The organism is Sporomusa malonica, assembly GCF_900176355.1.
GTDB lineage: Bacteria > Bacillota > Negativicutes > Sporomusales > Sporomusaceae > Sporomusa > Sporomusa malonica.
This window is the reverse complement of record NZ_FWXI01000033.1, coordinates 1-26,602: the sequence shown is the minus strand read 5'-3', so window position 1 is coordinate 26,602 and position 26,602 is coordinate 1. Positions and strand designations below refer to the sequence as shown.

Annotated in this window: 26 protein-coding genes, 5 tRNA genes, 1 pseudogene and 1 other annotated feature; of the genes and pseudogenes, 29 read left to right on the top strand and 3 right to left on the bottom strand. The window is 46.3% G+C overall.

What is annotated here, in order from left to right:
• Positions 1 to 13: 13 nt before the first annotated feature.
• The 5 genes from B9A22_RS23235 (at position 14) to disA (ending at position 6,669) form a co-directional block, all read left to right on the top strand.
• A complete protein-coding gene (locus B9A22_RS23235) occupies positions 14 to 553 on the top strand; it encodes a UvrB/UvrC motif-containing protein (protein ID WP_084578326.1) in 540 nt (179 codons plus the stop codon).
• A 12-nt stretch (positions 554 to 565) separates the two neighbouring features.
• On the top strand, positions 566 to 1,648 hold the full coding sequence (locus B9A22_RS23230; protein ID WP_084578325.1) for a protein arginine kinase: 1,083 nt from the start codon (positions 566 to 568) through the stop codon (positions 1,646 to 1,648).
• Positions 1,641 to 4,091, top strand: a complete 2,451-nt coding sequence (locus B9A22_RS23225; RefSeq protein ID WP_084578324.1) for an ATP-dependent Clp protease ATP-binding subunit — start codon at positions 1,641 to 1,643, stop codon at positions 4,089 to 4,091. The genes B9A22_RS23230 and B9A22_RS23225 overlap by 8 nt, the downstream gene beginning before the upstream one ends.
• A 125-nt stretch (positions 4,092 to 4,216) precedes the next feature.
• Positions 4,217 to 5,581: a DNA repair protein RadA gene (radA, locus tag B9A22_RS23220; RefSeq protein WP_084578323.1), complete on the top strand. Its 1,365-nt coding sequence runs from the start codon at positions 4,217 to 4,219 to the stop codon at positions 5,579 to 5,581.
• The gene (disA, locus tag B9A22_RS23215) at positions 5,578 to 6,669 is read left to right on the top strand and encodes a DNA integrity scanning diadenylate cyclase DisA (RefSeq protein ID WP_084578322.1); all 1,092 of its coding nucleotides are present in this window, start codon (positions 5,578 to 5,580) and stop codon (positions 6,667 to 6,669) included. Before radA ends, disA begins: the two co-directional genes overlap by 4 nt.
• Before the next feature lie 136 nt (positions 6,670 to 6,805).
• On the opposite strand, the gene B9A22_RS23210 is transcribed toward disA, so the two are convergent.
• The 3 genes from B9A22_RS23210 to B9A22_RS23200 all read right to left on the bottom strand — a co-directional run bounded on the left by B9A22_RS23210 (position 6,806) and on the right by B9A22_RS23200 (position 8,901).
• Positions 6,806 to 7,132 carry a stage II sporulation protein P gene (locus tag B9A22_RS23210; RefSeq protein ID WP_084578321.1) on the bottom strand — a complete coding sequence of 109 codons (327 nt, stop codon included), beginning with the start codon at positions 7,130 to 7,132 and terminating at the stop codon, positions 6,806 to 6,808.
• 15 nt (positions 7,133 to 7,147) lie between these two features.
• A complete protein-coding gene (gene spoIIP, locus B9A22_RS23205; RefSeq protein WP_425441429.1) occupies positions 7,148 to 8,293 on the bottom strand; it encodes a stage II sporulation protein P in 1,146 nt (381 codons plus the stop codon).
• Between the two features lie 209 nt (positions 8,294 to 8,502).
• A complete protein-coding gene (locus tag B9A22_RS23200; protein WP_084578319.1) occupies positions 8,503 to 8,901 on the bottom strand; it encodes a nucleoside triphosphate pyrophosphohydrolase family protein in 399 nt (132 codons plus the stop codon).
• 291 nt (positions 8,902 to 9,192) lie between these two features.
• Here B9A22_RS23200 and B9A22_RS23195 point away from each other — a divergent pair, with 291 nt between their 5' ends.
• From B9A22_RS23195 to B9A22_RS25095, 24 genes and pseudogenes are all read left to right on the top strand, one after another.
• Positions 9,193 to 10,320, top strand: a complete 1,128-nt coding sequence (locus B9A22_RS23195) for a PIN/TRAM domain-containing protein (protein ID WP_245824115.1) — start codon at positions 9,193 to 9,195, stop codon at positions 10,318 to 10,320.
• A gap of 174 nt (positions 10,321 to 10,494) precedes the next feature.
• Positions 10,495 to 11,151: pseudogene (gene ispD, locus B9A22_RS26625) on the top strand (2-C-methyl-D-erythritol 4-phosphate cytidylyltransferase); the annotation flags it as partial.
• 36 nt (positions 11,152 to 11,187) lie between these two features.
• Entirely contained in the window at positions 11,188 to 11,670 is a 483-nt protein-coding gene (gene ispF, locus B9A22_RS26620) for a 2-C-methyl-D-erythritol 2,4-cyclodiphosphate synthase (protein ID WP_245824116.1), read from the top strand.
• Between the two features lie 80 nt (positions 11,671 to 11,750).
• Positions 11,751 to 12,032 carry a hypothetical protein gene (locus tag B9A22_RS23185; protein ID WP_084578317.1) on the top strand — a complete coding sequence of 94 codons (282 nt, stop codon included), beginning with the start codon at positions 11,751 to 11,753 and terminating at the stop codon, positions 12,030 to 12,032.
• 136 nt (positions 12,033 to 12,168) lie between these two features.
• Positions 12,169 to 13,629, top strand: coding sequence for a glutamate--tRNA ligase (gene gltX, locus B9A22_RS23180; RefSeq protein WP_084578316.1), 1,461 nt, complete (start codon positions 12,169 to 12,171; stop codon positions 13,627 to 13,629).
• Between the two features lie 86 nt (positions 13,630 to 13,715).
• Positions 13,716 to 13,927: a binding site (T-box leader), on the top strand.
• 87 nt (positions 13,928 to 14,014) lie between these two features.
• Positions 14,015 to 14,707 carry a serine O-acetyltransferase gene (gene cysE / locus B9A22_RS23175; protein ID WP_084578315.1) on the top strand — a complete coding sequence of 231 codons (693 nt, stop codon included), beginning with the start codon at positions 14,015 to 14,017 and terminating at the stop codon, positions 14,705 to 14,707.
• The gene (cysS, locus tag B9A22_RS23170) at positions 14,688 to 16,130 is read left to right on the top strand and encodes a cysteine--tRNA ligase (RefSeq protein WP_084578314.1); all 1,443 of its coding nucleotides are present in this window, start codon (positions 14,688 to 14,690) and stop codon (positions 16,128 to 16,130) included. The genes cysE and cysS overlap by 20 nt, the downstream gene beginning before the upstream one ends.
• The gene (locus tag B9A22_RS23165; RefSeq protein WP_084578313.1) at positions 16,127 to 16,612 is read left to right on the top strand and encodes a Mini-ribonuclease 3; all 486 of its coding nucleotides are present in this window, start codon (positions 16,127 to 16,129) and stop codon (positions 16,610 to 16,612) included. The genes cysS and B9A22_RS23165 overlap by 4 nt, the downstream gene beginning before the upstream one ends.
• Positions 16,613 to 16,633: 21 nt before the next feature.
• On the top strand, positions 16,634 to 17,314 hold the full coding sequence (thyX, locus tag B9A22_RS23160) for an FAD-dependent thymidylate synthase (RefSeq protein WP_084578312.1): 681 nt from the start codon (positions 16,634 to 16,636) through the stop codon (positions 17,312 to 17,314).
• 65 nt (positions 17,315 to 17,379) lie between these two features.
• Positions 17,380 to 18,435 (top strand): HD-GYP domain-containing protein, encoded by a 1,056-nt coding sequence (locus B9A22_RS23155; protein WP_084578311.1) that lies wholly within the window; start codon positions 17,380 to 17,382, stop codon positions 18,433 to 18,435.
• A gap of 120 nt (positions 18,436 to 18,555) precedes the next feature.
• Positions 18,556 to 19,308 (top strand): 23S rRNA (guanosine(2251)-2'-O)-methyltransferase RlmB, encoded by a 753-nt coding sequence (gene rlmB, locus B9A22_RS23150; protein WP_084578310.1) that lies wholly within the window; start codon positions 18,556 to 18,558, stop codon positions 19,306 to 19,308.
• A complete protein-coding gene (locus B9A22_RS23145; RefSeq protein ID WP_084578309.1) occupies positions 19,305 to 20,702 on the top strand; it encodes a VanW family protein in 1,398 nt (465 codons plus the stop codon). The genes rlmB and B9A22_RS23145 overlap by 4 nt, the downstream gene beginning before the upstream one ends.
• A 19-nt stretch (positions 20,703 to 20,721) precedes the next feature.
• Positions 20,722 to 21,237, top strand: a complete 516-nt coding sequence (locus B9A22_RS23140) for an NYN domain-containing protein (RefSeq protein WP_084578308.1) — start codon at positions 20,722 to 20,724, stop codon at positions 21,235 to 21,237.
• Positions 21,238 to 21,408: 171 nt separating this feature from the next.
• Positions 21,409 to 22,134, top strand: a complete 726-nt coding sequence (gene sigH, locus B9A22_RS23135) for an RNA polymerase sporulation sigma factor SigH (protein ID WP_084578334.1) — start codon at positions 21,409 to 21,411, stop codon at positions 22,132 to 22,134.
• A gap of 67 nt (positions 22,135 to 22,201) precedes the next feature.
• On the top strand, positions 22,202 to 23,299 hold the full coding sequence (locus tag B9A22_RS23130) for a 6-phosphofructokinase (protein ID WP_084578307.1): 1,098 nt from the start codon (positions 22,202 to 22,204) through the stop codon (positions 23,297 to 23,299).
• A 68-nt stretch (positions 23,300 to 23,367) separates the two neighbouring features.
• Positions 23,368 to 24,072: a DUF421 domain-containing protein gene (locus B9A22_RS23125; protein ID WP_176215660.1), complete on the top strand. Its 705-nt coding sequence runs from the start codon at positions 23,368 to 23,370 to the stop codon at positions 24,070 to 24,072.
• 98 nt (positions 24,073 to 24,170) lie between these two features.
• Positions 24,171 to 24,683, top strand: coding sequence for an NUDIX hydrolase (locus B9A22_RS23120; protein ID WP_084578305.1), 513 nt, complete (start codon positions 24,171 to 24,173; stop codon positions 24,681 to 24,683).
• A gap of 14 nt (positions 24,684 to 24,697) precedes the next feature.
• A complete protein-coding gene (locus tag B9A22_RS23115) occupies positions 24,698 to 25,498 on the top strand; it encodes an undecaprenyl-diphosphate phosphatase (protein ID WP_084578304.1) in 801 nt (266 codons plus the stop codon).
• Between the two features lie 116 nt (positions 25,499 to 25,614).
• Positions 25,615 to 25,690: transfer RNA gene (locus tag B9A22_RS23110), tRNA-Thr, on the top strand.
• 9 nt (positions 25,691 to 25,699) lie between these two features.
• A tRNA-Tyr gene (locus tag B9A22_RS23105) sits at positions 25,700 to 25,784 on the top strand.
• A 21-nt stretch (positions 25,785 to 25,805) separates the two neighbouring features.
• Positions 25,806 to 25,881, top strand: a tRNA-Met gene (locus B9A22_RS23100).
• Positions 25,882 to 26,125: 244 nt separating this feature from the next.
• Positions 26,126 to 26,201 (top strand) — tRNA-Thr (locus B9A22_RS23095).
• A 9-nt stretch (positions 26,202 to 26,210) separates the two neighbouring features.
• Positions 26,211 to 26,287: transfer RNA gene (locus B9A22_RS23090), tRNA-Met, on the top strand.
• Positions 26,288 to 26,513: 226 nt separating this feature from the next.
• A partial coding sequence (locus B9A22_RS25095; RefSeq protein ID WP_139796359.1) for a GTP-binding protein occupies positions 26,514 to 26,602 on the top strand: 89 nt, incomplete at its 3' end.

Here is a 26,602-nt window from a genome sequence, read left to right as displayed (position 1 = left end):
GGAGGCAAACAGTATGTTATGTGATGAGTGTAAAAAAGAGCCTGCCTGTGTGCACATTACTAAAATTATAAACCAGCAGAAGATTGAAAAACATTTGTGCGAACAGTGCGCAGAGCAATCAGGTGAGATCATCGGGAAAGGGATAAATAACCTGTTTGGCAGTAAGTTTTCTGTCCATGATTTTCTGAAAGAGATGTTTAATTATACATTGCCCGATACCGCCAGGCAGACACTCGAACCGGTTTGCACTGACTGTGGTCTTAGCTATAGTGAATTTAGCCGCAGTGGCAAGTTTGGCTGCGGTGGTTGTTATCAGGCATTTAGCGGACAGTTGGAACCACTCATAAAACGGATGCATGGTACAGCAGCCCATGCCGGCAAAGCACCTAAACGCAGCAGCATCCGCTTTGGTATAGAGCAACGTATCAAACAACTGCGTCATGAGCTGGAGCAGCGTGTTAGCCGTGAGGAATATGAACTTGCTGCAAAACTTAGGGATGAAATAAAGGCGTTAGAAAAACGGCTTGTTAGCTCAGATCAGCATCAAGGGTAGGAGGAATGACAGATGGTTGACATACTGAAAGACCTTCTTAATCAGCCTTTAACGCCATGGCTGAGTGGCGCCGGGCCGGAAGGCGAGATTGCGCTTACCAGCCGGGTTCGCTTGGCTCGCAACCTACAGAACCAGCCTTTTCCTGGTCGTGCTGCACCGGCTAAACTTGGCGAAATTGTGGCTGAGTTACAAGAAGTATCTACAGAGCTTGCGGCTGCAGACGGGCACGAGTACGCATTTGTTAAGTTGGAGGAATTGGCACCGTTAGCTAGGTATGTACTTGTTGAAAAGCATATTATTAGTCCTAATCATGCAGCAGAACCCGAAAACCGGGCACTTATTGTGCGCGATGATGCTGGCGTCAGTATTATGGTGAATGAAGAAGATCACCTGCGGCTACAATGTTTAGAGTCAGGTCTTAACCTCACTGATGCCTTCAATAAGGCCAATGCTGTTGATGATGTTATTGAGGCCAAACACGATTTGGCTTTTATGGAGCATATCGGCTATCTAACTGCTTGTCCAACTAATATGGGCACAGGTTTAAGGGCATCAGTTATGGTTCATCTGCCAGCCTTGGCGCTAACCAAACAGGTTGGGAGAATTGTGGCGATCGCTACGCAGCTAGGCTTGGCAGTACGTGGTTTATACGGAGAAGGTACTGAGGCTGCAGGAAATGTCTTCCAGATCTCCAATCAAGTTACTTTGGGCCGAACTGAACAGGATATTATTAATAACCTAAGCGGTGTGGTCAAAAAAGTGGTTGATAAGGAGCGCACAGCTAGAGAACTGCTGGCTAATGACTCAAAAGATGCGCTGGCAGACAGAGTATGGCGAGCGTACGGTGTGCTTCGTTATGCACAAAGAATTTCGGCTGAGGAAGCCCTGATGCTCTTAAGTGAGGTTCGCTTGGGCATTGATCTTGGCGTGATTGATGAAGCGGCGCCTGAGGTATTTAACGAACTTCTGGTCACTACCAGACCGAACTTCTTACAGAATTTAGCTGGAGAGACCGTATTAAATCAAGGTGATAGCAATATATTGCGGGCCAGATTAATCCGCAGCAAACTTAAGGGGGGTTGTAACAATGTTTAACAGATTTACTGATCGCGCTCGGAAGGTATTGATTTTGGCACAGCAGGAGGCAGCCAGATATGGTCATGGATATATTGGCACCGAACATCTACTGTTAGGGCTTTTACGGGAAGGTGAAGGAGTAGCGGCTAAGGCTCTCACTTCGCTAAATTTAGATATAGCGTCAGTACGGGCTCAGGTAGAAAGCATCTTGGGTCAGGGGCAGAATCAAAGCACTGATATTGGCTACACTCCCCGTGCTAAAAAAATCATTGAACTAGCTATGGAAGAAGCGCTGCGACTGGGCCACAATTATGTAGGCACTGAGCATATTCTCCTGGGGCTGATCCGTGAAGGCGAAGGGATTGCTGCCCAAGTGTTGACAGGCATGGGGGTTGATGTTAATCTCATGCGTCAACGGGTTATTGAGCTGCTGGGCGGCTATTCGATGTCAGGACAGACGCCGCAGCCAAAAGCGCAAGGTGGGCAGCAGCCGTCAGGCACTGTAACACCGCTTTTAGACGAGTTTGGCCGTGATCTGAACAAGATGTCCCAGGAGGGGAAAATTGACCCAGTGATTGGTAGGGCTGCTGAAATTGAACGGGTTATCCAGATTCTCCTTAGACGAACCAAAAATAATCCGGTTTTAATCGGTGAGCCTGGTGTTGGTAAAACGGCCATTGCCGAGGGCTTGGCTAAGCGCATCGTCGAGGGGCAGGTACCTGAAATTCTGCGGAACAAGCGCGTTATTTCGCTTAACATGGCCTCCATAGTAGCTGGCACCAAATATCGAGGTGAGTTTGAAGAACGTCTGAAAAAGATTATTGATGAGATTCAGGAATCTGGCAATGTGGTGTTATTTATTGACGAGCTTCATACACTGATTGGTGCTGGTGCGGCTGAGGGAGCCATTGATGCGGCTAATATTCTAAAACCGGCGTTGGCCCGCGGTGAATTGCAGGTTATTGGGGCGACCACGCTAAACGAATATAAAAAACATATCGAGAAAGATGCTGCACTAGAAAGGCGCTTCCAACCAATCACGGTTGGCGAGCCAAGTGTTGAGGATGCTGTCTCTATTTTGCGGGGCATTCGGGACAAATATGAGGCTTTCCATCGAGCCCAGATTACTGATGAAGCCATTGAGGCGGCTGTTAAACTGTCTCATCGCTATATTTCTGACAGATTTTTACCCGACAAGGCGATTGACCTAATGGATGAGGCTGCGTCCCGCGTACGCTTGCAGGCTTTCTCTGTACCGCCTGATGTTAAAGAAATTGAAAAGCGTCTTGAACAGGCCCGGACTGAAAAAGAGGCTGCTATCTCCTCTCAGGAGTTTGAACGGGCAGCTAAACTCAGAGATATGGAATTGAGCATCCGTGAAGAGCTTGAGACTAAGCAGAAAGAATGGAAACACCGCGGCAGCGAGCGTATTGTTGTAACTGCTGAGGACATTGCTCATGTAGTATCTACCTGGACGCACATTCCTGTTAAAAAGCTGGCAGAGGAAGAGTCTGAGCGGCTCTTAAAACTAGAAGATATTTTACACGATCGGGTGATTGGTCAGCATCAGGCTGTACAGGCTGTGGCTCGTGCTGTACGCCGCGCGCGGGCTGGTTTGAAAGATCCCAAACGTCCAATCGGTTCTTTTCTGTTCCTCGGACCGACAGGGGTTGGCAAGACTGAATTATCCCGTGCGTTAGCTGAAGCTTTATTTGGTGACGAAACAGCCATGATTCGCCTTGATATGTCTGAATACATGGAGAAACACACAGTATCCCGTCTTGTTGGCGCGCCTCCTGGCTATGTCGGTTATGAGGAAGGCGGTCAGTTAACTGACGCGGTGCGCAGGAAGCCGTTTTCTGTTATTCTCTTAGATGAAATTGAAAAAGCGCATTATGATGTTTTTAACATGCTGCTGCAGGTGTTGGAAGATGGTCGCTTGACTGATAGCCAGGGCCGGACAGTCGACTTTAAGAACACTGTCATTATTATGACCTCTAATGTCGGTTCACAACATCTGAAAAAGGATGCTGCTGCACTAGGCTTCTTATCTGATGAAAGAGCTAAGGTGAATGAGGGCGAAGCAGCTAAGAACCGAGTTCTGGAGGAAGTAAAGAAGGTATTTAGACCGGAATTTCTAAACAGGATTGACGAGATTATTGTTTTTAGCAGTCTGACTGATGAAGATTTGAAACAAATTGTAGATATTATGCTGCAAGAGGTAACTAAGCGGCTTACTGATGCCAGCCTCAACATGGAATTAACAGAGGCTGCTAAGAATGAGTTGTTAAAAGAAGGGCGTGACCATGCTTTTGGCGCCCGCCCTCTGCGACGTGCTATTCAAAAAATGATTGAAGATGAGGTTTCTGAGATGATCATCCGGCAATCGGTAACCGGCGGTGACACTGTACTTGTTGATGCCGATGACAGTGGCAAATTAAAGTTTGGAAAAAAATCCTGATTAGCAGGAGAATATGCCCATAAACGCGAAAAAGCACTCACATTGAGTGCTTTTTCATCTGGAAATTACGGGTTATCATTGCAGCGATGACAGGTGTAGTTTTGCTGTTATAAAGGAGAATGGTTTTGTCCAAAGTGAAAACAAAGTTTGTTTGCCAGGAGTGTGGCGCAGAGTCCAGTAAATGGTTGGGGCGCTGCCCAGGCTGTGGCGAGTGGAACACTCTGGTTGAGGAAGTTGCGGTCAAAAAAAGCGAAACTCGGCTGACGGCGGCTCCGGCACCTAAGCCGCAGCCAATTACTATGGTGGATACGTCAGCTATGCCACGCCTCTTAACTGGAGTAGGTGAGTTTGATCGAGTGCTCGGTGGCGGTATTGTACCAGGAGCTCTTATATTAATCGGTGGCGACCCGGGAATCGGTAAATCAACACTGCTTTTACAAGTAGCTGCAGGGATAGCAGATAAGCAAGGACCTGTTTTGTACATAACTGGCGAGGAATCAGCCGCCCAGGTGAAAATAAGGGCCGAACGTCTGGGGAAAATAAGTAATAATTTGTTAATTTTTACAGAGAATAATCTAGAGACTATTGTTCTGGAAGCGTTACATCATAAACCTGCTTTAGTCATTATTGACTCCATTCAGACCATGTATAGTCCAGATATCCCGTCTGCGCCAGGCAGTGTTGGGCAGGTGCGTGAAAGTACAGGCAAGCTAATGCGGTTTGCTAAAGAGAGCGGCATACCAACCGCCATCATTGGTCATGTCACCAAAGAAGGCAACATTGCTGGTCCTCGCCTTTTAGAGCATATGGTAGATGTGGTATTGTATTTTGAAGGAGAACGCAGTTATGCCTTCCGGGTGCTTAGGGCCATTAAAAATCGATTTGGGTCAACGAACGAAAGCGGTATATTCTCTATGGAAGAGCATGGTCTGGCTGAAGTATCTAATCCTTCCGGCTTGCTATTGGCTGAGCGGCCACAGGGAGCGCCAGGCTCAGTGGTATTGGCTTACATGGAAGGTGTCCGGCCGCTGCTGATTGAGATTCAGGCCTTGGTTAGTACAACCTGCTTTGGCATGCCGCGCCGCATGGCAGCCGGTTTTGACTACAATCGGCTGATACTGTTAATGGCGGTGTTAGAAAAGCGGGTAGGACTCATGCTAGCCAACCAAGACGCATATGTTAATGCTGTGGGCGGATTTAAGATCGCTGAACCGGCTGCCGATTTGTCGGTAGCACTGGCTATTGCTTCAAGTTTTAGAAGTACAGCTATTGACTCCCTCACAGTAGTCATGGGGGAAGTTGGACTTACCGGCGAGGTACGCATGATTAGCCGGGCAGAAGCCAGAATTGCCGAGGCAGCAGCGCTTGGTTTCAAACGTTTTGTAATTCCGGCCGGAAATTTTCCCGGCCTTAAGCTGGCCCGGACAGCAGGGCTTGACATTATTGGCGCTGCTAGTGTCAGCGAGGCCATGGAGGCGGTATTTATATGATTAAAAATCGTGAGGAGCGTTCTGAACGGCTATGGGACGCCCGTTTTGTAAAAACGATAAAGACACTGGCACCAGGAACAACACTCAGAGACGGACTCGAGAATGTTCTCCGGGCTAAGATGGGTGCACTGGTATTAGTGGGAGATAATCCAACAGCCCTCGATATTGTTGACGGTGGTTTTGAACTTAATTCTGACTTTACACCAGCGGGTTTTTATGAATTGGCAAAAATGGATGGTGCTATTGTCCTGTCACATGACGGTAAACGGATTATGTTTGCCAATGCTCAGCTAACACCAAACTCCGGGATTCTGACGGCTGAAACAGGGACCAGGCACCGTACGGCTGAGCGGGCGGCAAAACAAACAAGTGCATTAGTTATCGCCATTTCGCAACGCCGCAATATTATAACCGTGTATCTCGGTCATCTTAGATATACGCTGAAAGACATTCCCGTCATATTAAATCGAGCCAACCAAGCTCTGCAGACACTGGAAAAGTATAAAAAGGTGCTTGATAAGGGGCTAACAAATTTAAGTGCGCTGGAGTTTGAAGACTTGGCTACGTTATATGATGTAGCTGTCGTTCTTATCCGGGCTGAACAGGTTAACCGTATCGCTGTGGAAATTGAACGTAATATTATAGAGCTCGGCACAGAAGGCCGGCTTGTCAGTATGCAAATGGAGGAACTTGTTTCCGATGTTGACTCGGCTGCACTCTTAATCAAGGATTATTGCAATACAAGTGATCTTAAAGTCTATGAGACAGTACGGGAGCACATAGCCGCTCTGCCTGAGGAGAATCTTGATCCATTTACCATATGCCGGATGTTGGGGTATGGCGTTAGCGCCAATGCGATGGATATTCCTGTAGTTCCACGCGGTTACCGGGTGCTCAGACAAATATCCCGTCTGCCCTTAATGGTAGGGGAAAAACTTGTAGCCCATTTTAAAACCCTGCATCGTATTTATAATGCCAGTATTGCCGAGCTGGACGAGGTGGAAGGCATTGGTGAGGTACGGGCCAAGACAATAAAGGACGGCCTAAAGAGGGTGCGTGAGCAGGCCTTCCTTGACCGCCATGTATAATACTCGGTTGGTTTCTAGCGCCCATCTGCGTTGTTGCTCTTGCGCGTGCTCTCTCCGACGTACTTCCCAGTACGACTACGTTCGCATGCTCATCGCGCCTAGCATCTGGGCACTATAAACCAACCTTAGCCTTCCTCTATTTTCGACCGTCTTTTTGGTATAGCTCTAGGTTCAAGTCTTCGACAAAGCGAGCGTAGGCTTGGTTTTCTTCTATTTTGACAATTTTGTAACGCTTATTTGTTTCACTGATTAATTCATCGCCGACACTAACGACCAACGGGACATACATGAGGATCTCGCCGCTGCTTTCATCAAGGATGATGTAATAATCATATACTTTTTGGGGAGCTTGCTCAGGTTTTTGCTGAACGGAGAAGTTGGTGAGGGGAACGTAGTAAACTACTCCGGCTATTACAACCGCTGCCAGAGCAAGGATACTGATCAGTTTGGTCAAGCGGCTCATGTCAATACCTCCGCCCTATTCTTTGCGTTTCTTGCGCGGGCCGAAGAAATTTGTAAATTCATACTTGACAAAATGTCTGAGTTTCTTTTTGGCTTCTTGCCAACTGCCGGTACTAAGAAACAGGAATGCGGCTACTCCCCCAACAAGGACTGCTGCCAGTGTCAAAATATCATAGCCTGGAGCCGTGTCAGTAGGTACATAATTGGCGGTATTGCCTGGGTTCGTATCGGTGTAGGTGCCAGCCTGGTTTGCTTGGGCTACGCCGCCGCTGCTGCCACCAGTGCCTAAGAAAGAGGGGACAACATCTGCAAATAAAGCGATACTTCTTTCAGCGGCTTCGCGGCTATTATATTGGGTTCCGACCTCGAGCAATAATGCTCTTGGGCTTAAATCCTGGTTATAGTTGCCATGAGCGATAAATATGCCTCTGATCAGCCCTTTATACTTGGCGTCAGTTGCGGCTTTAATGCTGCGGGCAAAATCTTGCGTGGTTTTCCGGTTTTGATTTTGACGCCCCACAACCAAAAGCATTTTTGCGACATGTTCACCATTGATGGTGGTGCTGTATACCTTGAGCGGAGCACTGTCGCGGTGAACGTCGAACAGCGCTGCTGGCTGCCCCTGCAATAACTTCATGGCTGTCCTTCGGGACCGGTGGTAGGCATTGGCATCGTGCGGGTCGTGGAGTGTTTTTGAATGCTCAACCTGATAGCCCAGTTCTGTTAATCTTTTTTCAAAGGCATCGCCGACAATCATAATCGATCCATTACCGCGTTCTGTCGGCGTGCCATCATTGGGGATATATGACTCATCGGTGTGGCTGTGGTAAATGGCAATCTTGGGTTTAGGCGCATCAGGCGGCGGAGCCTGAACAAAAATAGCATTGTCTGGAACCTGACTCGAGAGTTTCTCCATGGCCCGGCAGCGGGCCAGTGTGCCTTCCACCGCGGTAATTTCATACAATATATCGTCTTCGCCGATATATTCATCACCTGGATGGACTTCATGGCCTGTCTGCAAAACGATAACACCCTTATCGTCAATCACTGTCATATAGCCGGAGACCAATTCGTCGCCGACTGCCGATTCGGGTGGGGCTGCCATAGCTGATAGGCTGCTGAGGCTTATTGTTAGCAGTACAGTCAGTATAATCCGTAACAAATAGAGCATGTTTACCCCCCTTTTACCAGTATCATTCCCAGTGGGAAAATGTTTATGTAATAACTGTTTGAGGGGATAAAGAAAACACGGCTTGCGCCGAGCCTTAGCGACAGCGGAAGCCGATGTTGCTCTTATCCAGGAGGAAAGTTACACTTTCTAACAGGAGAAAAAAAGCACAACCTGCATAAGGCTGTGCAATATCTGAGCAATTAAGAAAGATGGAAAACGCCCAAGGTTTTGACGTTTTTATACTCCCGCTGCATGACTTCATGCAGCGAAAGGCCGGTAAGATTACATAAAGCAGCCAGATAGAACAGGCTGTGGCCTAATTCTTTAGTGATTACCTCCCGGCATTGCGGGCAGGTTTCGCCAAGCAGATGTGAGGACATGTGCTCTTTAAGCTCGCTATAGGAAGCGCTTTCAGGAACAGATTGGCGGGCTGCCGATACCTGAATGCAGCCGCAGCCAGTAACTGCTTTGGCAACAGCTCTATTTACCCTGGCAGAGGTTTCCTGATATTTTGTTAACACATCCAGTACGCTGCGGTGGCGAATTAAGTAATCATCTACAATAGACTGAAAGTCCAAACAACATTTATTATCATGCACGTTAGGTACACCTCGCTTTGCCTTTTATTATATAAATTGGGCTCTGTAGTTGTCAATGTATGCTCACAAAAGGTAACCAAGAATAATTAGAGATGTCTTATTGACAGGTTTCTTCATACATGCTAAAATATAAAATTTTGACAAAGGTGGAGTAATTATGCTATACTTTAAACTAATACAGCCAAGATAATCAAATATCTTGACGTATTTTTTTATTCATAATAGGGCATGATAGAGATGTATTTCCAGTTTTTGGGTTAAATATATTTTACAAGAAAGGAGGTAAAAACCGTGATTGACAAAACGCTTAGAATAATTATTACCATACTGGCAGCTGTTGGCGGACTTATGATAACCGACAGAATTATTCCATTTCTGGCTGCTGTGGTGAGTGAAGAGTTTTTGACGATTGGCGTGTTTGGTATTACCATGACAACGATTCTCTCATTTGTCTTTGGTGGATTGGCGGGCGGGATCGTTGGTTTTTTGGTGGCTCCATTCTTTATTAAGCACCTGCTCAATTTTACTTACTGGGTTGAAGTACGCCTAAACAAGATGCCAGGCTATGATGTGCTGGCAGGTGTTCTGGGTTTAGCCACTGGTCTAATAATTTCTAATTTGTTAGGGTCAGCTTTTTTACCTATTCCGATTGTCGGAAAATATGTCCCACTGTTATTAAGTATTATCCTGGGTTATTTAGGTATCAATGTCGCGATTAAGAAGCGCGAAGAGTTATTTAACATGTTTTCCGCGTTGCCGACACTACCGTGGCTTAGCAGGGATGGCAAAGACCGTTCAAAGGATAAGTCCGGGATTCCTTGTCAAGCCAAAATTCTTGATACTAGTGTTATTATCGATGGACGTATCGCTGATATTTGCAAAAGTGGGTTTATTGAAGGTCTCCTCATTATCCCTGTGTTTGTTCTGGAAGAACTGCAGCATATTGCTGATTCTTCTGATCTTTTAAAACGTAACCGGGGACGTCGGGGGTTGGATATCTTAAATCGCATGCAAAAAGAGCTTCAGCTCAATGTTCACATTGATAGTCGTGATTTTGATGATATTGCGGAGGTTGATTCAAAGCTCATCAAACTCGGGCAGTTAGTGAAAGCTAAAATTATAACGAACGATTATAACCTTAACAAAGTAGCCGAACTGCAAGGAGTATCTGTTCTTAATATTAATGAGTTGTCCAATGCGGTCAAACCGGTGGTACTGCCTGGAGAAGAAATGGTAGTGCATGTTGTGAAAGACGGTAAAGAATTTGGCCAGGGTGTAGCCTATCTTGATGACGGCACTATGATTGTGGTTGACGGCGGTAAAAAACACATTGGTGAAACAGTGGGAGTCTTAGTTACTTCGGTGCTGCAGACTGCTGCTGGACGGATGATCTTTGCCAAACCCAAAGCTGCGATGTAGCTCTGAGAATGCCTTCAAGTCTTTTAGGCTTGAAGGCATTTTTAGATATCCTGAACGAAAGTATAACTTTCGTCTGGATAAGGGCAACATTACCCAAAGGGCACAGGCGGTTTTTCCGCTTTCGCCAGAGGCTCGGCGCAAGTCGTGTTTTCTATATAAGGAGAAGGAAAAATTATGGTATGTTTTATTATTGCGGCCGCAGGTCAAGGAAAAAGAATGGGGGGCGGGATAAATAAAGTATTTATTCCGCTATTAGGTAAACCTGTACTAGCCCATACTATTTTGGCGGCATGCGCGGCACTGGATGTGGGCTGCTTGGTTGTGACGGCAGCGGCTGAGGAAGTCGACTCAATGAAGCTCTTGCTGGCAGAACTTTACACCCCGGTGCCGTGGCAAGTCGTGGCTGGTGGCAGTGAACGGCAACATTCGATTGCCAATGCGCTTAAGGTTATTCCAGACAGCGCAGAGATCATTGTGGTACATGACGGAGCGCGGCCACTAGTCGAACCAAGCCTATTCAATCAGGCTGTAGCTGCGGCTCGTCAACACCAGGCAGCCATTGTAGCTGTACCGGTTAAGGATACAATTAAGTCGGCTGATACCGCTGGCTGGGTATCAGGTACCCCTGACCGCCGAACTTTGTGGGCGGTGCAGACGCCGCAGGCATTTGAGGCAGGCCTGCTTAAAGCAGCTTATGAGCAGGCGGCAAGGGACGGCTATCTTGGCACAGATGATGCAACGTTGGTTGAACGCATGGGAGTTAAAGTGAAGGTTGTTCCAGGAAATTATCAAAACATAAAGATTACAACCCCGGAAGATTTGAGTGTTGCAGGAATACTGCTTGCTAACCGACAGGAGGAGATTGGTGTGATTCGTTCTGGTATTGGCTATGATGTTCATCGCTTGGTGCCTGAGCGCAAATTAATTCTCGGTGGCGTAGATATTCCGTATACACTGGGGCTTGACGGGCACTCTGATGCAGATGTGCTCTTACATGCCATTAAAGACGCGCTATTAGGTGCAGCTGCCTTAGGTGACATTGGCCGCCATTTTCCCGATACTGACGGGCGTTACAAAGGCATATCCAGTCTTGCGCTGCTCGGCGAAGTTCGTGAAATATTGGCTAGGAACGGTTATACAGTCAACAATATTGATGCGACCATTGTGGCGCAAAAACCTAAGCTGGCCCCTTATATAGCCCGGATGAATAGTAATATTGCTGAAACCTTGGGCATTGATGTCGGACAAGTGAATGTGAAGGCCACAACTACCGAGGGATTAGGTTTTGCCGGACAGGGCCAAGGTATTGCTGCTTACGCGACAGCCACAATCATCGGCGCTCGGGTTTAGTGCGGGGAATTAATCTGCATAAAAGCCAGTCAAAAACACATATTATGAATAACTGAGATTGACATATTGGAGGGCTGATTATGCAGAAGCTGATTCACAAAGTAGTAGTTACCCTGTTGCTGTCAATGATGATCATGCTCTATCCCTCCTCGGTGCTAGCCGCTGATTTTAGCTTCAACGTAAATATTATGCGCCAGGACGGAGCCACTTGCGGCGAGTTATGGTTTAATGATAAGCTAGTATGGCGACTGGCTCTTTTATCAGATGGCGCTAAACCAGTATCAAGCGGCTTTAGCGGTACCAATACAACTCTGGTTATTCCTGATATCGTTCACGGCATGTTTGTAGTCAAAGTTGAATAAGATAGGGCTAGGGCGTGCTGCTGATAAAAGGCAGTATGTCTTTTTTTTTGCATGCTGACGCAGAATCTGCTAGAATATACAATGATTGACACTAAATACTACTACTTCAAAAAGTGTATGGAAGGGGTACATATAAATGGAACAAGAACTTAGAGTACGCTTTGCACCAAGCCCGACTGGGCCGTTTCATATCGGTGGGGCGCGGTCTGCCTTGTTTAATTGGCTGCTGGCGCGTAAAGAGGGCGGCAAGCTGATTTTGCGGATCGAAGATACCGATTTGGAGCGTTCAACCAGGGAGTCTGAGGAGAATATTAAGGCTGCTTTACGCTGGCTGGGTATTGAGTGGGATGAAGGCATTGATGCGGGTGGTGAAAATGGACCATACCGCCAGTCGGAGCGTCTCGACTTATACCGTCAGTATACGGATAAGCTGCTCATATCCGGACAAGCCTATTACTGTTACTGCAGCGAGGAAGAGCTTGACGCTGAGCGCCAGGAACAAATGAACAAAGGCGAAACGCCACGGTATACTGGGCGCTGCCGCAATTTAAGCGAGGCTGAGCGGGAACAATTTGCTGCCGAAGGCAGAAAGCCTACAGTTCGCTTCTGTGTGCCTGAGAATCAGCAAATTATATTTAAAGATATGGTACGGGATACTGTTAGCTTTGAATCTAACGGTGTTGGTGACTTTGTTATTGTAAAATCTGACGGTATTCCAGTGTATAACTATGCCGTAGTGCTTGATGATGCGCTGATGAAAGTAACCCATGTCATTCGGGCTGAAGAGCATTTGTCGAACACCCCCCGCCAAATTTTGATCTATCAGGCACTCGGACTGGCCTTGCCGCAATTTGGTCATATCTCATTAATTTTGGGCAAAGATCGTACCAAGATGAGCAAACGCCATGGCGCAACCTCGGTTGAGCAGTATAAGAAACTGGGTTATCTGCCTGAGGGTATTGTTAACTTTTTAGCACTTTTAGGCTGGGCACCTGCTGGTGAAGAGGAAATATTCAGCCGGGAAGAGCTTATTGAGCAGTTTTCTATGGATCGGGTAGCTAAAAATCCGGCCGTGTTTGATGTCGATAAACTCAATCACATAAACGCGCATTATATTAAGGCGGCTTCCCCGGAACTTGTTACAGAGCTGGCACTGCCGCACCTGCAGGCTGCTGGCTATATCGGCGAGGCGTTGACTGCTGACCAAAAAGAATGGCTGGTTAAAGTGGTTGCCGAACTCCAGGGATATATCAGCTATGCCGCTCAAATAACCGATCATATTGACGTATTTTTTAATGATGACATTGAATTTGAAAGTGAAGAGGCGCACGAGATTATGAAGGATGCCGACATTTCGCAGGTAATGGAAGCCTTCAAAAGCAAGCTGGCTGCGCTTGAACCAGTGGAGCCAGCAGCTGTTCAGGCTATCTTAAAGGGGATTACCAAGGAATTGAAGCTGGGCGGTAAAAAAGTATATATGCCAGTGCGGATTGCTATAACCGGAAAAATGCATGGGCCTGAGCTGATTAATCTCATCCCGTTAATCGGTAAAGAACGCACCTTAGCGAGAATGGATTGTCTTTTAGCTAAAATATAATTTGAGGTACCCAAAGGCGATATTGTTTCTTGACATAGTCAAGCTGGCGTTAGTATAATTTAGTCGTAAACCTTATTTAGATACTCGGAAATGCGATGATCCAGGAGAAGTATGTGTTTTCACCCCTCAGAGAGGTGCCGCCACCGGCTGTAAGCGGCGCTGGGTAAGATTCGCAGAAATGCACCTGGTAGCAGGATGGCTGAACCTGAGTAAGCTGTCCCGGATGCTGCCGTTATCAGCATAAAGCAGGGGTATGTCATACCCAAGCAGAGTGGAACCGCGGGCCACCGTCTCTGTAGTGAGATGGTGGCTTTTCTATACCCTTTCGGGTATAAGCGCAATATGGCTTCTTGTCTGTTCTAAATTAGTTTAAGGAGGGAATACTATGTTCAAACGGATAAAAAAAGATATTAAAGTAGTATTTGAACGTGACCCTGCAGCCAGAAGCGTGCTTGAAGTTCTTTTGTGTTATCCTGGTCTACATGCTATCTGGCTGTACCGAATTTCTAACTATCTGTTCAAACGTGGCTGGGTGCTAGTGCCACGCATGATTTGCTATTTTAACCGCTTGCTAACCGGAGTGGATGTTCATCCAGGCGCAACGATCGGCGAGGGTCTGTTTATCGACCATGCTACCGGTGTGGTTATTGGTGAGACGTGCATTATTGGCAATAACGTTACTTTATATCAGGGAGTCACTTTAGGCGGCACTGGCAAGGAGAAAGGCAAGCGCCACCCAACTATTGGCAATAATGTCGTCGTGGCCAGCGGGGCTAAAGTACTTGGTTCTTTTACGGTTGGCGACAATTCTAAAATTGGTGCTGGTTCAGTAGTCTTGCATGAGGTTCCGCCTAACTCTACTGTTGTTGGCATACCAGGCAAAGTGGTTTGGCATGACGGAAAAAAGATAGGTCGCCCTGATGCCGACGGTATAGAGGGGATTGACCTTGAACACGATGATCTGCCAGATCCTGTGGCAGAGATGCTGCTTTGTATGCAGCGTAATATGAAGCGCATGGAAGTGCGCATTGATCAGTTGGAAAAGGAGTTGAAACAGCATGAGTCTCAAGGTATATAATACCCTGACCAAGCAAAAAGAAGAATTTGTGCCACTCACGCCTGGGAAAATAAAAATGTATGTTTGCGGCGTTACTCCCTATAACCATCCGCATATTGGGAATGCCCGTCCGTTTATCACCTGGGATGTAATCCGTCGGTATCTAGAATACTCAGGGTATGACGTTTATCATATTCAAAACTTTACCGATATTGATGATAAAATTATTAATACAGCCAAAAACGAGCAAGTGACCTGGGATATCATTGCTAACAGGTATATTGCCTCCTATTTTGAGGTTATGGATAAACTCAATGTCCGCCGGGCACATGTATACCCTAAGGTATCTGACCATATTCCCGATATTGTTGCAATGGTCAAAACACTTGTTGACAAAGGCTATGCTTATGCTGCTGACGGTGATGTATATTACAGTGTTGAGAAGTTTCCCGACTATGGCAAATTAAGCGGCCGTAATCTTGAGGACATGAAGGCTGGGGCGCGGGTTGATGTTGATGAACGGAAAAATCACCCGATGGACTTTGCCTTATGGAAAAGTGCTAAACCAGGCGAACCGGCCTGGGATAGCCCATGGGGTTTAGGAAGGCCTGGTTGGCATATTGAGTGTTCGGTTATGTCATATAAGTATCTGGGATCTAGCTTTGATTTTCACGGTGGTGGCAGCGATCTGGTATTTCCGCATCATGAAAACGAGATTGCTCAATCTGAAGCTTTTACTGGCGCTGAGCCGTTTGTCCGTTACTGGCTGCACAATGGTTTTATTACCGTTAATGAAGAGAAGATGAGTAAATCGCTTGGAAATTTTTTTCTGGTAATTGACATCCTTGAACATTTCAGACCGGAAATATTGCGCTACTTTATTTTGTCAACCCACTACCGGAGTCCACTTGATTTTAGCGATGAACGCCTGGAAGAGGCCGGGCGCAGCCTGGAACGGCTAAAAACGGCCAGGGAAAACCTGAACCATCTGGGAACGTTCCCGGCTGGCAATACCAGTGAAGATTCTGAGGGACTCGCTCAAGCTGCGGCTGAGGGCATGGCTGAATTTACTGCCGCTATGGATGACGATTTCAACACAGCCTTGGCGATCAGTACTATGTTTGGTCTGGCCAAAGAAATTAATATCTATCATAGTAAGGTAACCGCTGGAAAGGCCGAGCTGGATGCTGTAGCCGTGGAGAAGGCTGCTAAAGTGTATAGCCAGATGGGCGACATCTTAGGGGTACAGACTGAGGGTTCTGCAGCTGCCCAAGATGGTAATGCCGAACTGGTCGATGAGCTTATGAATATCATTATTGATATTCGGCAGGAAGCACGTAAGAAAAAGGATTGGGCAACTGCAGACCAAATACGCGACAAATTGGCAGCCGCTGATATTGTCCTTGAAGACTCGCCGCAGGGCGTCAGGTGGAAAAAACGGTGAACTATGATCACTTTCAAAAGCTAGTCAATAACTTTTTTACAATAAATGAAGCCGGGGATGTTGCCCCGGCTAAATATACTGATATTGCTGCAGATCAGTTGCCTGCATTAGTATTGGCTTATGTAGGCGACGCCTACTTTACGTTATATGTACGCACCAGGCTGCTGGGGTATGAGCAAAATAAGGTGCGGGTTTTGCATACCTTTGATGCCAAGATGGTATCGGCTGTTATGCAGTCTAAAGCTGTTAAAGCGTTGGAAGACCAGCTCACTCCTGAGGAAGCTGATATCATAAGGCGGGGACGCAATGCTAAATCGACAGTGCCCAAGAGTGCATCAATTGCTGAATATCGTTATGCTACAGGCTTTGAAGCGTTAGTGGGTTATCTCTATTTACGAAAAAAACATGACAGACTGTCGGAAATTGTTGATAAAGCATTTGTCATTATTTCCCGGGAAATGACAGCCATCATCAAAAAGTAACAAAAGGGGAGAGTTGCCGCCATGAAACTAAAATTAATTCAATATACACCAGATCCTGAACGTACTGTAGCCATGTCGGCCCGTCTCTGTTATTCGGCCAGCGGCGCGGAAGAATTAGTACAAACCATGCCTGATACGCAGATTGGAAACTTAATTGATAAACTTGTCGACATGGGACACTTATCAACATTTGAACACGCCAGTTTTACTTTTGCTATTGAGGGTATTTCCCGCGTGCTTACACACCAGTTGGTACGCCATCGTATTGCCTCCTACTCCCAACAGTCACAGCGGTATGTGGCTGAACATGGCTTTGAATATATCGTACCACCATCAGTCGCCGCCAACGCTGAGGCTAAGGCAAAATATGAGGCTCTTATCCAGCAGGTTCAAAACACATATGATGAACTGGTGGCCCTTGGCGTGCATCAAGAGGATGCTCGTTATGTACTGGCTAACGCTACTGAAACAAAAATTGTTGTAACCATGAATGCGCGTTCGCTGCTGCATTTTTTTGAAAAACGCTGCTGCCACCGGGCGCAGTGGGAAATACGCAATCTGGCCAATGCCATGCTGGCCGAGGTTAAAGCGGTTGCGCCACGTTTGTTTGCCAAAGCTGGGCCAACTTGTGTATCTGGCGGCTACTGTACAGAGGGAAATTTATCCTGTGGCCGGCTGGCAGGAATTAAAATGCAAAAGTAGAACAGATAAACTAAGTACATAGTGGACAGGTATAAAATACAGCTTATTGGTGGAGGTGGTTTAGTGTGCGGCGTGTGCTTCGCGAGGGAATACGGATGGGGATGAAACTGGCTCAGCCGGTGTATGGGCTTAATGGTCAGATCGTATTAAACAGTGGTGTTGATCTGACTGAGTTCCATATTTCCAAGATGGCAGAGCTTGATATTAAGTATATTTATATTGAAGGCGAAGCCCAGCTTATAGATGTTAATGACGAAGCGGCTCAAAACGCCAGACAGGAGATTCTTCTCAGCGCACATCAGGCGCTTGATGAAGTGCGAGTTGGCAAATACGTTCATACAGATGGTGTCAAAAGCAAGGTGTTGGCGCTTTTGGATGATTGCTGTATGCATAAAGAAATACAACCGTTATTTACTGCAATGCAGACATGTAATGATTATCTCTTCAAACATGCTGTCAGCGGCTACTTCTTTGCTGCCATGATGGGAATCAGCCGTGGCCTTGAGGGGCAGCGGTTGCATGATCTGGGAATGGGTGCCCTTCTGCGGGATGTGGGAATGATTACTATTTCCCGGGATATCCTGAATAAACCAGAGGCATTAAACATGGAAGAGATGGCTATTGTTAAGAAACACACTGAGAAGGGCTATGAAATACTACAGCGTAACGCAGATATCAGTTTGGCGGCAGCCAACTGTGCGCTGCAGCATCACGAGCGATTTGATGGCAGTGGCTATCCACGAGGGGCTAAAGACAGCGGCATCCATGAGTTTGCACAGATTACAGCGATTGCTGACGTGTATTCTTCGATGACAGCAACGACTCCGTATCGGAAAGCCTTACCTGTTTATGATACCTTGGCGATTATTGAAAAAGCGGGCGCTGCCTATTTTAATCCGGAACTTGTTCAGGTACTGGTTAGCAATGTGGCTATTTACCCGCTGGGTGCCGTTGTCCGGCTAAATAATCAATCGGTAGGGATCGTCCACGATTACGCTGATGAGCTGAGGACCAAACCAATAGTTAATATTACGGCTAATGCAGCTGGTGAGCGGGTTAACCAAGTACTTACGATTGATATGGCAATTAACCCGGCATTGTATATTGCTGAAGTTTCTTAGTGGCTGTACATAGAGCGTTAGAGTAAGTCGTAGTGGACAAACGGCAGGATTATATTCTGCCGTTTTTTCATAATAATAAAGAACACCAAACTATTTCTATTTTTTAAGGAGCGATTACAAATGTCTGATGAAACAGAAATAATAGTTGGCCGCAATAGTGTACTGGAAGCGTTAAAAGCAGGACGATCATTGAATAAAATCCTTGTCGCCAAGGGTGAACGGCAGGGTTCGATCCGCGATATCATTGGTCAGGCCCGGGAACAGGGATTGGTAATACAAGAGGTGGAGGCTGCCAAGCTCGACCAGATGTCTGCCGGAGTGCGGCATCAAGGTGTAGTTGCCTTGGCTGCACCGGTAGCTTACGTAGAGATGGAAGATATTTTATCAGTAGCTTACAGCAAAAGTGAGACGCCCTTTCTCGTTCTCCTGGATGAACTTGCAGATCCGCACAATGTTGGTGCCATTTTACGTACCGCTGATGCAACAGGGGTTCACGGTGTACTTATTCCCAAGCGGCGCAGCTGCCCGCTTACGCAAACGGTCGCTAAAACCTCGGCTGGTGCGGTGGAACATGTGCCGGTAGCTAGAATCGGAAATGTATCCCAAACCCTTAAGGCTTTGAAAAAACAGGGGCTCTGGGTGGTTGGGGCTGATATGGATGGGACAAAAGACTATTACGAAGCCGATCTTACCGGGCCTGTTGTTATTGTTGTTGGCAGCGAGGGCGAGGGGATGGGGCGATTAACAAAAGAAGCCTGTGATTTTGTTGTACGCATCCCGATGCGGGGGAAGATTACCTCCCTTAATGCATCGGTAGCCTGCTCGCTCTTACTTTATGAAGTTCTTAGACAAAGGGAGCTGAAAGGAAAATGAAACACTGGGTGGGTATTGTTTTAGCAGTGGTAATTGTTCTGACAGGGTCAGTCGGTTTTTGGCTGACCCAGCTGCTGCTTGCCCAAACAGTGTATGCCGGAGTAACTGTTGCGAATATCGACGTTGCCGGAAGAACACGGGATGAAGTGACCCAACTGCTGTATGTCTGGCAAAAGGGGCAGAATCCTAGGCCTATCTTGTTATCCTATGATGCTGCAATTTTCCGCATTGAGCCTGAGAATATCGATTATTCTATTGACCCGGAAGCAATGGCTGATGCCGCTTGGCAGGTTGGTCGTGAAGGTTCGTTGTGGATGCGGATAAAAAATATTCGCGCTGCTCATGCTGAGGGCTGGTCTATTCCCCTCAAAATCAAGTATAATGAGGATAAATTAGATACCATAATTGAACATCTACAGGAAACGGTCAACAAGCCGCCGCATAACGCAACATTAAGTTTACGAGCAGGCGGCATTGTGCCTGAGGTAGAAGGATGTCAGATTGATGTTGCGGCTCTCAAAGAATTAATAGTTGCTGCGATTAATCGCAGCGATGCCAGCACGATTATCCTGCCTGTTAAGCCGGTTTACCCTGAGATCACTGCCACAGAGCTTGCCCGAAATGGCATTAAAGAACTAGTGTCGGTGTATACAACCGTGTTTAATACAGAGGACTCTAACCGGACGGCCAACGTAAAACTGTCTGCGCAGAAAATTAATGGCAATCTGCTTTATCCTGGACAGATCTTTTCATATAACGATACTGTAGGACCGAGGGAAAAGGCTCAAGGTTTTAAGGAGGCAATGGAGATAATTAATGGCGAGTTTGTGCCTGGAGTAGGCGGTGGCGTTTGTCAGGTTTCTTCAACACTTTATAATGCTGTGTTGTTGGCGGGACTTAATATTGTCGATCGCACTAACCACTCCAAACCGCTTTCCTATGTGGCACTCGGGCGGGATGCCACGGTTGTCTATAATGCGCTTGATTTCAAATTTGTGAATAATAGTTCGGCGCCGGTTATGATTATGGCTGAGACAGTAGGTAACAAGCTCAATGTGGGGATTTTTGGACAGCGGGCTCTGGATAAAACAATTGAGGTTGTGACAGTTGGTCAACAGGTGATTCAGCCATCAATTATTAAAAAGGCCGATCCGGCATTGCTTCCAGGAGAGAGCAAGGTTGAAAAAGAAGGCAAGCCAGGGTATGAGGTTACTGTTGTCCGGATTATCCGCGATAATACTGGTAAAGAACTAAAACGCGAAATATTATCGCGCGACAGATATGCTCCGGACAACACCGTGATAAAAATGGGACCAGCCCCCAAACCAGTGCAGTCTGAAGTTAAGTCGCCTAAGGCTGAAGAAAAACTGCCTGGAGCTACTGGGATGCAATAAGATTGGAGATTTTCTCTCGATGGACTTGTTAATTGTCGACGGCTATAATGTGATTAATGCTTGGCCTGAGCTAATTGCTGTCAAAGATAATTTAGAATATGCCCGTGACAGACTTGTGGACATACTTAGTGAATATGGTGCATATAAAGGATTTAGGACAATAATTGTATTTGATGCACATATGGCAACAGGTAGGACTGTCAGCCAAATGCAAGGCGAGCTGGAGGTGATTTATACCAAAGAAGGCGAAACAGCTGACAGCTGCATCGAGAAAATGGTATACTACCTTGTCCGTCAAGGTGAACGCGTCTATGTTGTCACCTCAGACTTTGCTGAGCAGATGTTTATTTTAGGCGCTGGTGCATTCAGGATTTCGGCTCGCGAGCTTAAAAATGATGTTGCCAGCATAAAAAAAGAAATTAAAGCCAACATCTCACAGAAGGTGTTAGCGCGGGATCGCCATGAACTTGGCAGTCGTCTGGGAAAAGATATCTTAAAACGGCTTGATGAGATGCGCAGAGATGGGCTTGACTAACTTTGCGCTTACAGGTATAATTTATTGTGACAAGACGTGAACTAATACAGCGGCACTAATCCTTTAGTGCACTTTTATTTTTTTCACGGTGGACAAATGGCCGGTTTGGATGGAAGAAAAGTTGATTGGCCGTTTATAGACAGCAAAATAAAAACTAGTGGGGGCGATGCGATGCGGGTTAATACTCAACGCGATCTGTATGGTTGTTTTGACAACTTAACTGATGAAGAAATAGTATTCGACGCCAAAGATAATGACAACACGGTCGCTCTGGAGTATTTGATTAATAAATATCGTAACTTTGTGCGGGCGAAAGCCAGATCATACTTTTTAATCGGCGCTGAACGCGAAGATATCATCCAAGAAGGTATGATTGGTTTATACAAAGCGATTCGAGATTTCCGCAATGACAAGCTCTCCTCGTTTAGAGCGTTTGCAGAGTTATGTGTAACACGGCAGATCATTACCGCGATTAAGACAGCTACTAGGCAGAAGCACATTCCTTTGAACTCATATGTTTCTTTAAATAAACCCATTTATGACGAAGACTCTGACCGTACACTCTTAGATGTGCTATCCGGTTCTAAAGTGACTGACCCAGAAGAACTGGTAATCAGCCGTGAGGAGTTTGTCGATATTGAAGAAAAAATGGGCGAGATTCTAAGCGATCTTGAGTGGAAGGTACTAATGTCTTACCTTGATGGTAAGTCTTATCAGGAAATTGCTGTTGAACTTGACCGCCATGTCAAGTCGATTGATAATGCGCTGCAACGCGTAAAACGCAAGTTAGAGCGCTACTTGGAAAATCGCGGTGAAGACAGCGATATTCGCGGTATGTATAAAGGCCTTACTGGCCTTAGTAAGGATGCTCCGACAGAGTTAACCTATGAAGAATAATGCAGCAAAAATGACACCATAAGGCGGTGTCATTTTTCATATTATATACTATCGATGAGGTGATCAAATGGCGAATGTAAACAAGGTGAAAACCATTGCAGTACTTACTGGCGGCGGTGATGCGCCTGGGCTTAACGCTGTTATTCGGGCTGTTGTGAGAACCGCACTTGGTCAGGGCTTAAAGGTATGGGGGATTAAAAATGGTTTTGGCGGTATGGTCGAAAATCAAATGATCGAAATGACAGACAGCAGTGTTGCTGGTATTTTACCGCGTGGTGGGACTATACTTGGTACAACCAACCGTGACAATCCTTTTCACTACCCTAAAAAGCAGGACAGCCAGATTGTTTATGAGAACATGTCTGCTCAAGCGCTCTGTAACTTGCGGGAAAGGGACATTGAAGCCATTGTTGTTATTGGCGGTGATGGCAGTCTCAAGATCGCTTCGGAATTTTATCATCTGGGTCTGCCGGTAGTGGCTGTTCCCAAGACAATTGATAACGATATCCCCGGTACTGAGAGAACATTCGGCTTTGACACTGCTGTTGGCGTGGCTACAGACGCACTTGACAGGTTACACACTACGGCTGAATCGCACCACCGGGTCATGGTGCTTGAGGTGATGGGCCGTTATGCTGGATGGATTGCGCTACATGCCGGTATGGCAGGTGGTGCTGACTGCATCTTACTCCCGGAGATACCTTTTGCAATAGACTCAGTGGTCGCGAAGATTAAAGAACGTGAAGCGCGCGGGCGTCTGTTCAGTCTTGTCGTTATTGCTGAGGGGGCATATCCTCAAGGCGGCGAACAATCGGTATCGCTCATTGTCGAGGGTAGTCATGAGAAAGTCCGCCTAGGCGGCGCAGGGGAAAAATTGGCCAGAGAGATTGAAAAGCTTACAGGTGTAGAGTCCCGCTGCACTGTGCTGGGGCATGTTCAACGCGGGGGTACGCCAACAGCGTTTGACCGGGTGTTATCTACCCGCTATGGCGTAGCGGCGGCTAAATGTATATTTGATGGGGCATTCGGCAATATGGTGGCACTCAGAAAAAACCAGATTATTCGTGTGCCGATTGACGAGATTGCCGGCAAAGCACATAATGTTACAGCTGACGATGAGCTTCTACAAGCCGGGCGGGCCATCGGCATTTGCTTTGGTGACTAAAAAGTCGTTAGTTGGTTAAACTAAGCCTAAATATTGCGTAGTTTTCAGCTATGCAATGGAGGGCTGCGATGGAAACATTGGGCATTACTCTGTTTCGGGTAGTTGCAGGTATGGGTGTGCTGCTGATCATCATGCTGGTGATCGGTCGCCGTCAGCTGGGTGAGCTTAGCTCATTTGATTTTTTAACTTCAATTACAATTGGAGCAGTGGCTGGTGCGCTTATTGTTGATCACCGGATTGAACTGGTCAGCGCGCTCATTGCCCTTTTAGCATTGGGGGGGATGCAACTGCTGTTCGGATGGCTGAGTATCAAAGTCCGTCCATTCAATCATAAACTAAACTTTAAGCCGCTAGTGTTGGTAGAGAACGGCCAGATTATCAAAGACAGCCTGCGTAAGGTACATATGCCTGTTGAGACGTTGCTGCAGCTTTTGCGGGACAAAGATGTGTTTGACATTACAATCGTCGAACTTGCAGTCTTGGAACCTCATGGTAAGCTAAGTGTGCTCAAAAAGGCAGAGCATTTGCCGCTGACGCCAAGCCAGGTCAATTTTACTGTAAATCCGAACAGCATCCTGGTGCCTGTAATTTTGGAGGGCAAATTACAGGAGAGCGCACTAACAGATATGGGGTTTTCGCCTCGGCAGATTGAAGAATTTCGCCGCCAGCATCAGAATAGTATCCACAATGTCTTTATTGCTTTTATGGATCAAAATAAACGACTGCATGTAATTAATGATGATGCCCGGGAGCAAAACGTGTTTTTACACTGAGCCTCGGGATTTTTTTTGATCACAATTAATTTTTTCATTTAATAAGGATATTTAGTTGAAATATGGTAAAATAGTAACATCGTCCTAAGGAGGTCGCTATGAGAAAACAGCGTTTTCATTTTTGTCCTAAGTGCGGTGGAGCGGTAGCGTATCGCCGAGTTGGCGAGCGCGAGCGTTTGGTATGTGGCAAGTGTGCTTATACAATCTACGAGAATCCTATTGTCGGAGTAGCGGCTATTGTCCGGAAAAACGGGGCGATTTTGCTGGGGAGACGGGCCTCTAATGCTAGTTATGCGGGATTGTGGTGCATACCTTGCGGCTATGTAGAATATGATGAAGATATCCGTGATGCCGTAATACGCGAATTTCTGGAGGAGACAGGACTGGTTATTGAGCCAGGGCGGGTTTATACCGTTTTATCTAACTTTCACAACCCGTCTGTTCATACTGTTGGCGTTTGGTTTATGGCCGAGATTGCTGGCGGTACTCTCTGCCCAGGTGATGACTTGGACCAAGTAGCCTATTTTTCACTTGATGCGGTGCCAGACCTGGCATTTCCTACTGATGCGCAGGTAATCAATATGCTGCAGGCGGAAGACAGTAACAACTAGGAAGGATGTACAATATGAGTGAGAATATGATTGCAGTAATTATTGGCATTGTAGAGGGTTTGACTGAATTTTTACCAATTTCATCAACAGGACATATGATTTTGGTTGGTTCGTTATTGGGTTTTGAAGGAGAAAAGGCCAGCGTATTTGAGGTGTTTATTCAATTAGGGGCTATTTTATCGGTATTTATTTTATACAGAGACAAGTTTCTGGCAATGTTTAGACCCAGAGCCATTAACATTTACGGCGGTGGTCTGACAGCTATGCATGTGTTAGCCGGAATTGTACCGGTAATGGGAGTTGGGTTTCTTCTGCACAAAGCGATAAAAACCTACCTATTTTCCCCATATACTGTTATTATTGGCCTGGTAGCAGGCGCTATTCTTATGCTAGTAGCTGAAAAAGCTGCAAGTCGTCCGCTAACCCGCGATGTTGACAATATGACAATCAAGCAGGCTTTTTGGGTTGGATTATTTCAAATTTTATCATTATGGCCAGGTTTTTCCCGCTCAGGCTCAACCATTGCTGGTGGCCTATTTCTAGGGATGAGCCGCAAGGCTGCTGCTGAGTTTTCTTTTATTATTGCTGTGCCGCTTATGCTGGTAGCTTGCATTTATGATTTGATGAAGATTTGGAATTCGCTGAGTGCTGATGATTTTACGATGCTTGCGATTGGATTTGTTGTTGCATTCATAACCGCATACATTTCAATTGTATGGTTTTTGCGGTTTCTCAATAACTCCACATTGGCGTCATTTGCCTATTACCGGTTTATCGTTGCTGGGCTGTCCTATTATTACTTTTTCTTAAGGTAATTGTAACATGACCTGCAGTTGTCTGGTGAAAATAACCACTAAAAAGATGTTGACACGATAAGTCAGTTATTATATAATATGTTTTGTCACTGAGACAAGGTTCGCAAGAAAAAGATGCTGGCGTAGCTCAATTGGTAGAGCAGCTGACTTGTAATCAGCAGGTTGGGGGTTCAATTCCTCTCGCCAGCTCCATTCAAATATGGAGGGATTCCCGAGTGGCTAAAGGGAGCAGACTGTAAATCTGCCGTCTTTGACTTCGGTGGTTCGAATCCACCTCCCTCCACCAAGAACCTTTTCATTTTAACATCGCGGGGTGGAGCAGTTGGTAGCTCGTCGGGCTCATAACCCGAAGGTCACAGGTTCAAGTCCTGTCCCCGCAACCATGTAATTAACGCGCTTTACAAATTCGACCCTGAATTTATAAAGCGCAGCTTTATAAAGAAACAAACTTATTAACCTATTCTGCGACAAGCCAAGTATCTGACACAAGGCTGCAAAACGGCTTAGTAGTGTCCAGATGCGAGGCGCACCGGAAAAACGTGCAGCGCGGCGCACTGGGAAGTGCGTAAGCAAGCGTTTTGAGGAGCAACGAAGCAGATGGGCGCTAATAAGTCGTTTTGCCGAAGTGCTGGTGTAGCTCAGTCGGTAGAGCGTATCCTTGGTAAGGATAAGGTCACCGGTTCAATCCCGGTCACTAGCTCCATTTTAATACGGCGGCGTAGCTCAGCTGGCTAGAGCATTCGGTTCATACCCGAAGTGTCCGGGGTTCAAATCCCTGCGCCGCCACCATGAAAAAAAGCCTTGCAATTAATTGTGAGGTTTTTTTATTTTCATGACCTATATGCAGCAGGAATTTTACATGTTAAATAGAATAATCTAGCTTTGTAGAGAAAATGCGGCTATGCCGCAGGCGCCTGGCAAAGCTGCTGTGGCGTTGTAAAAAGATGTATACTGTTGATTATTTGTGTTAATACATAATTATGATAAAGTTAATTAAGGGAGGCTATCAACTCAAATGGCTAAGAAAAAGTTTGAAAGAAACAAGCCGCACGTTAACATTGGCACCATCGGTCACGTTGACCATGGCAAAACCTCGCTGACAGC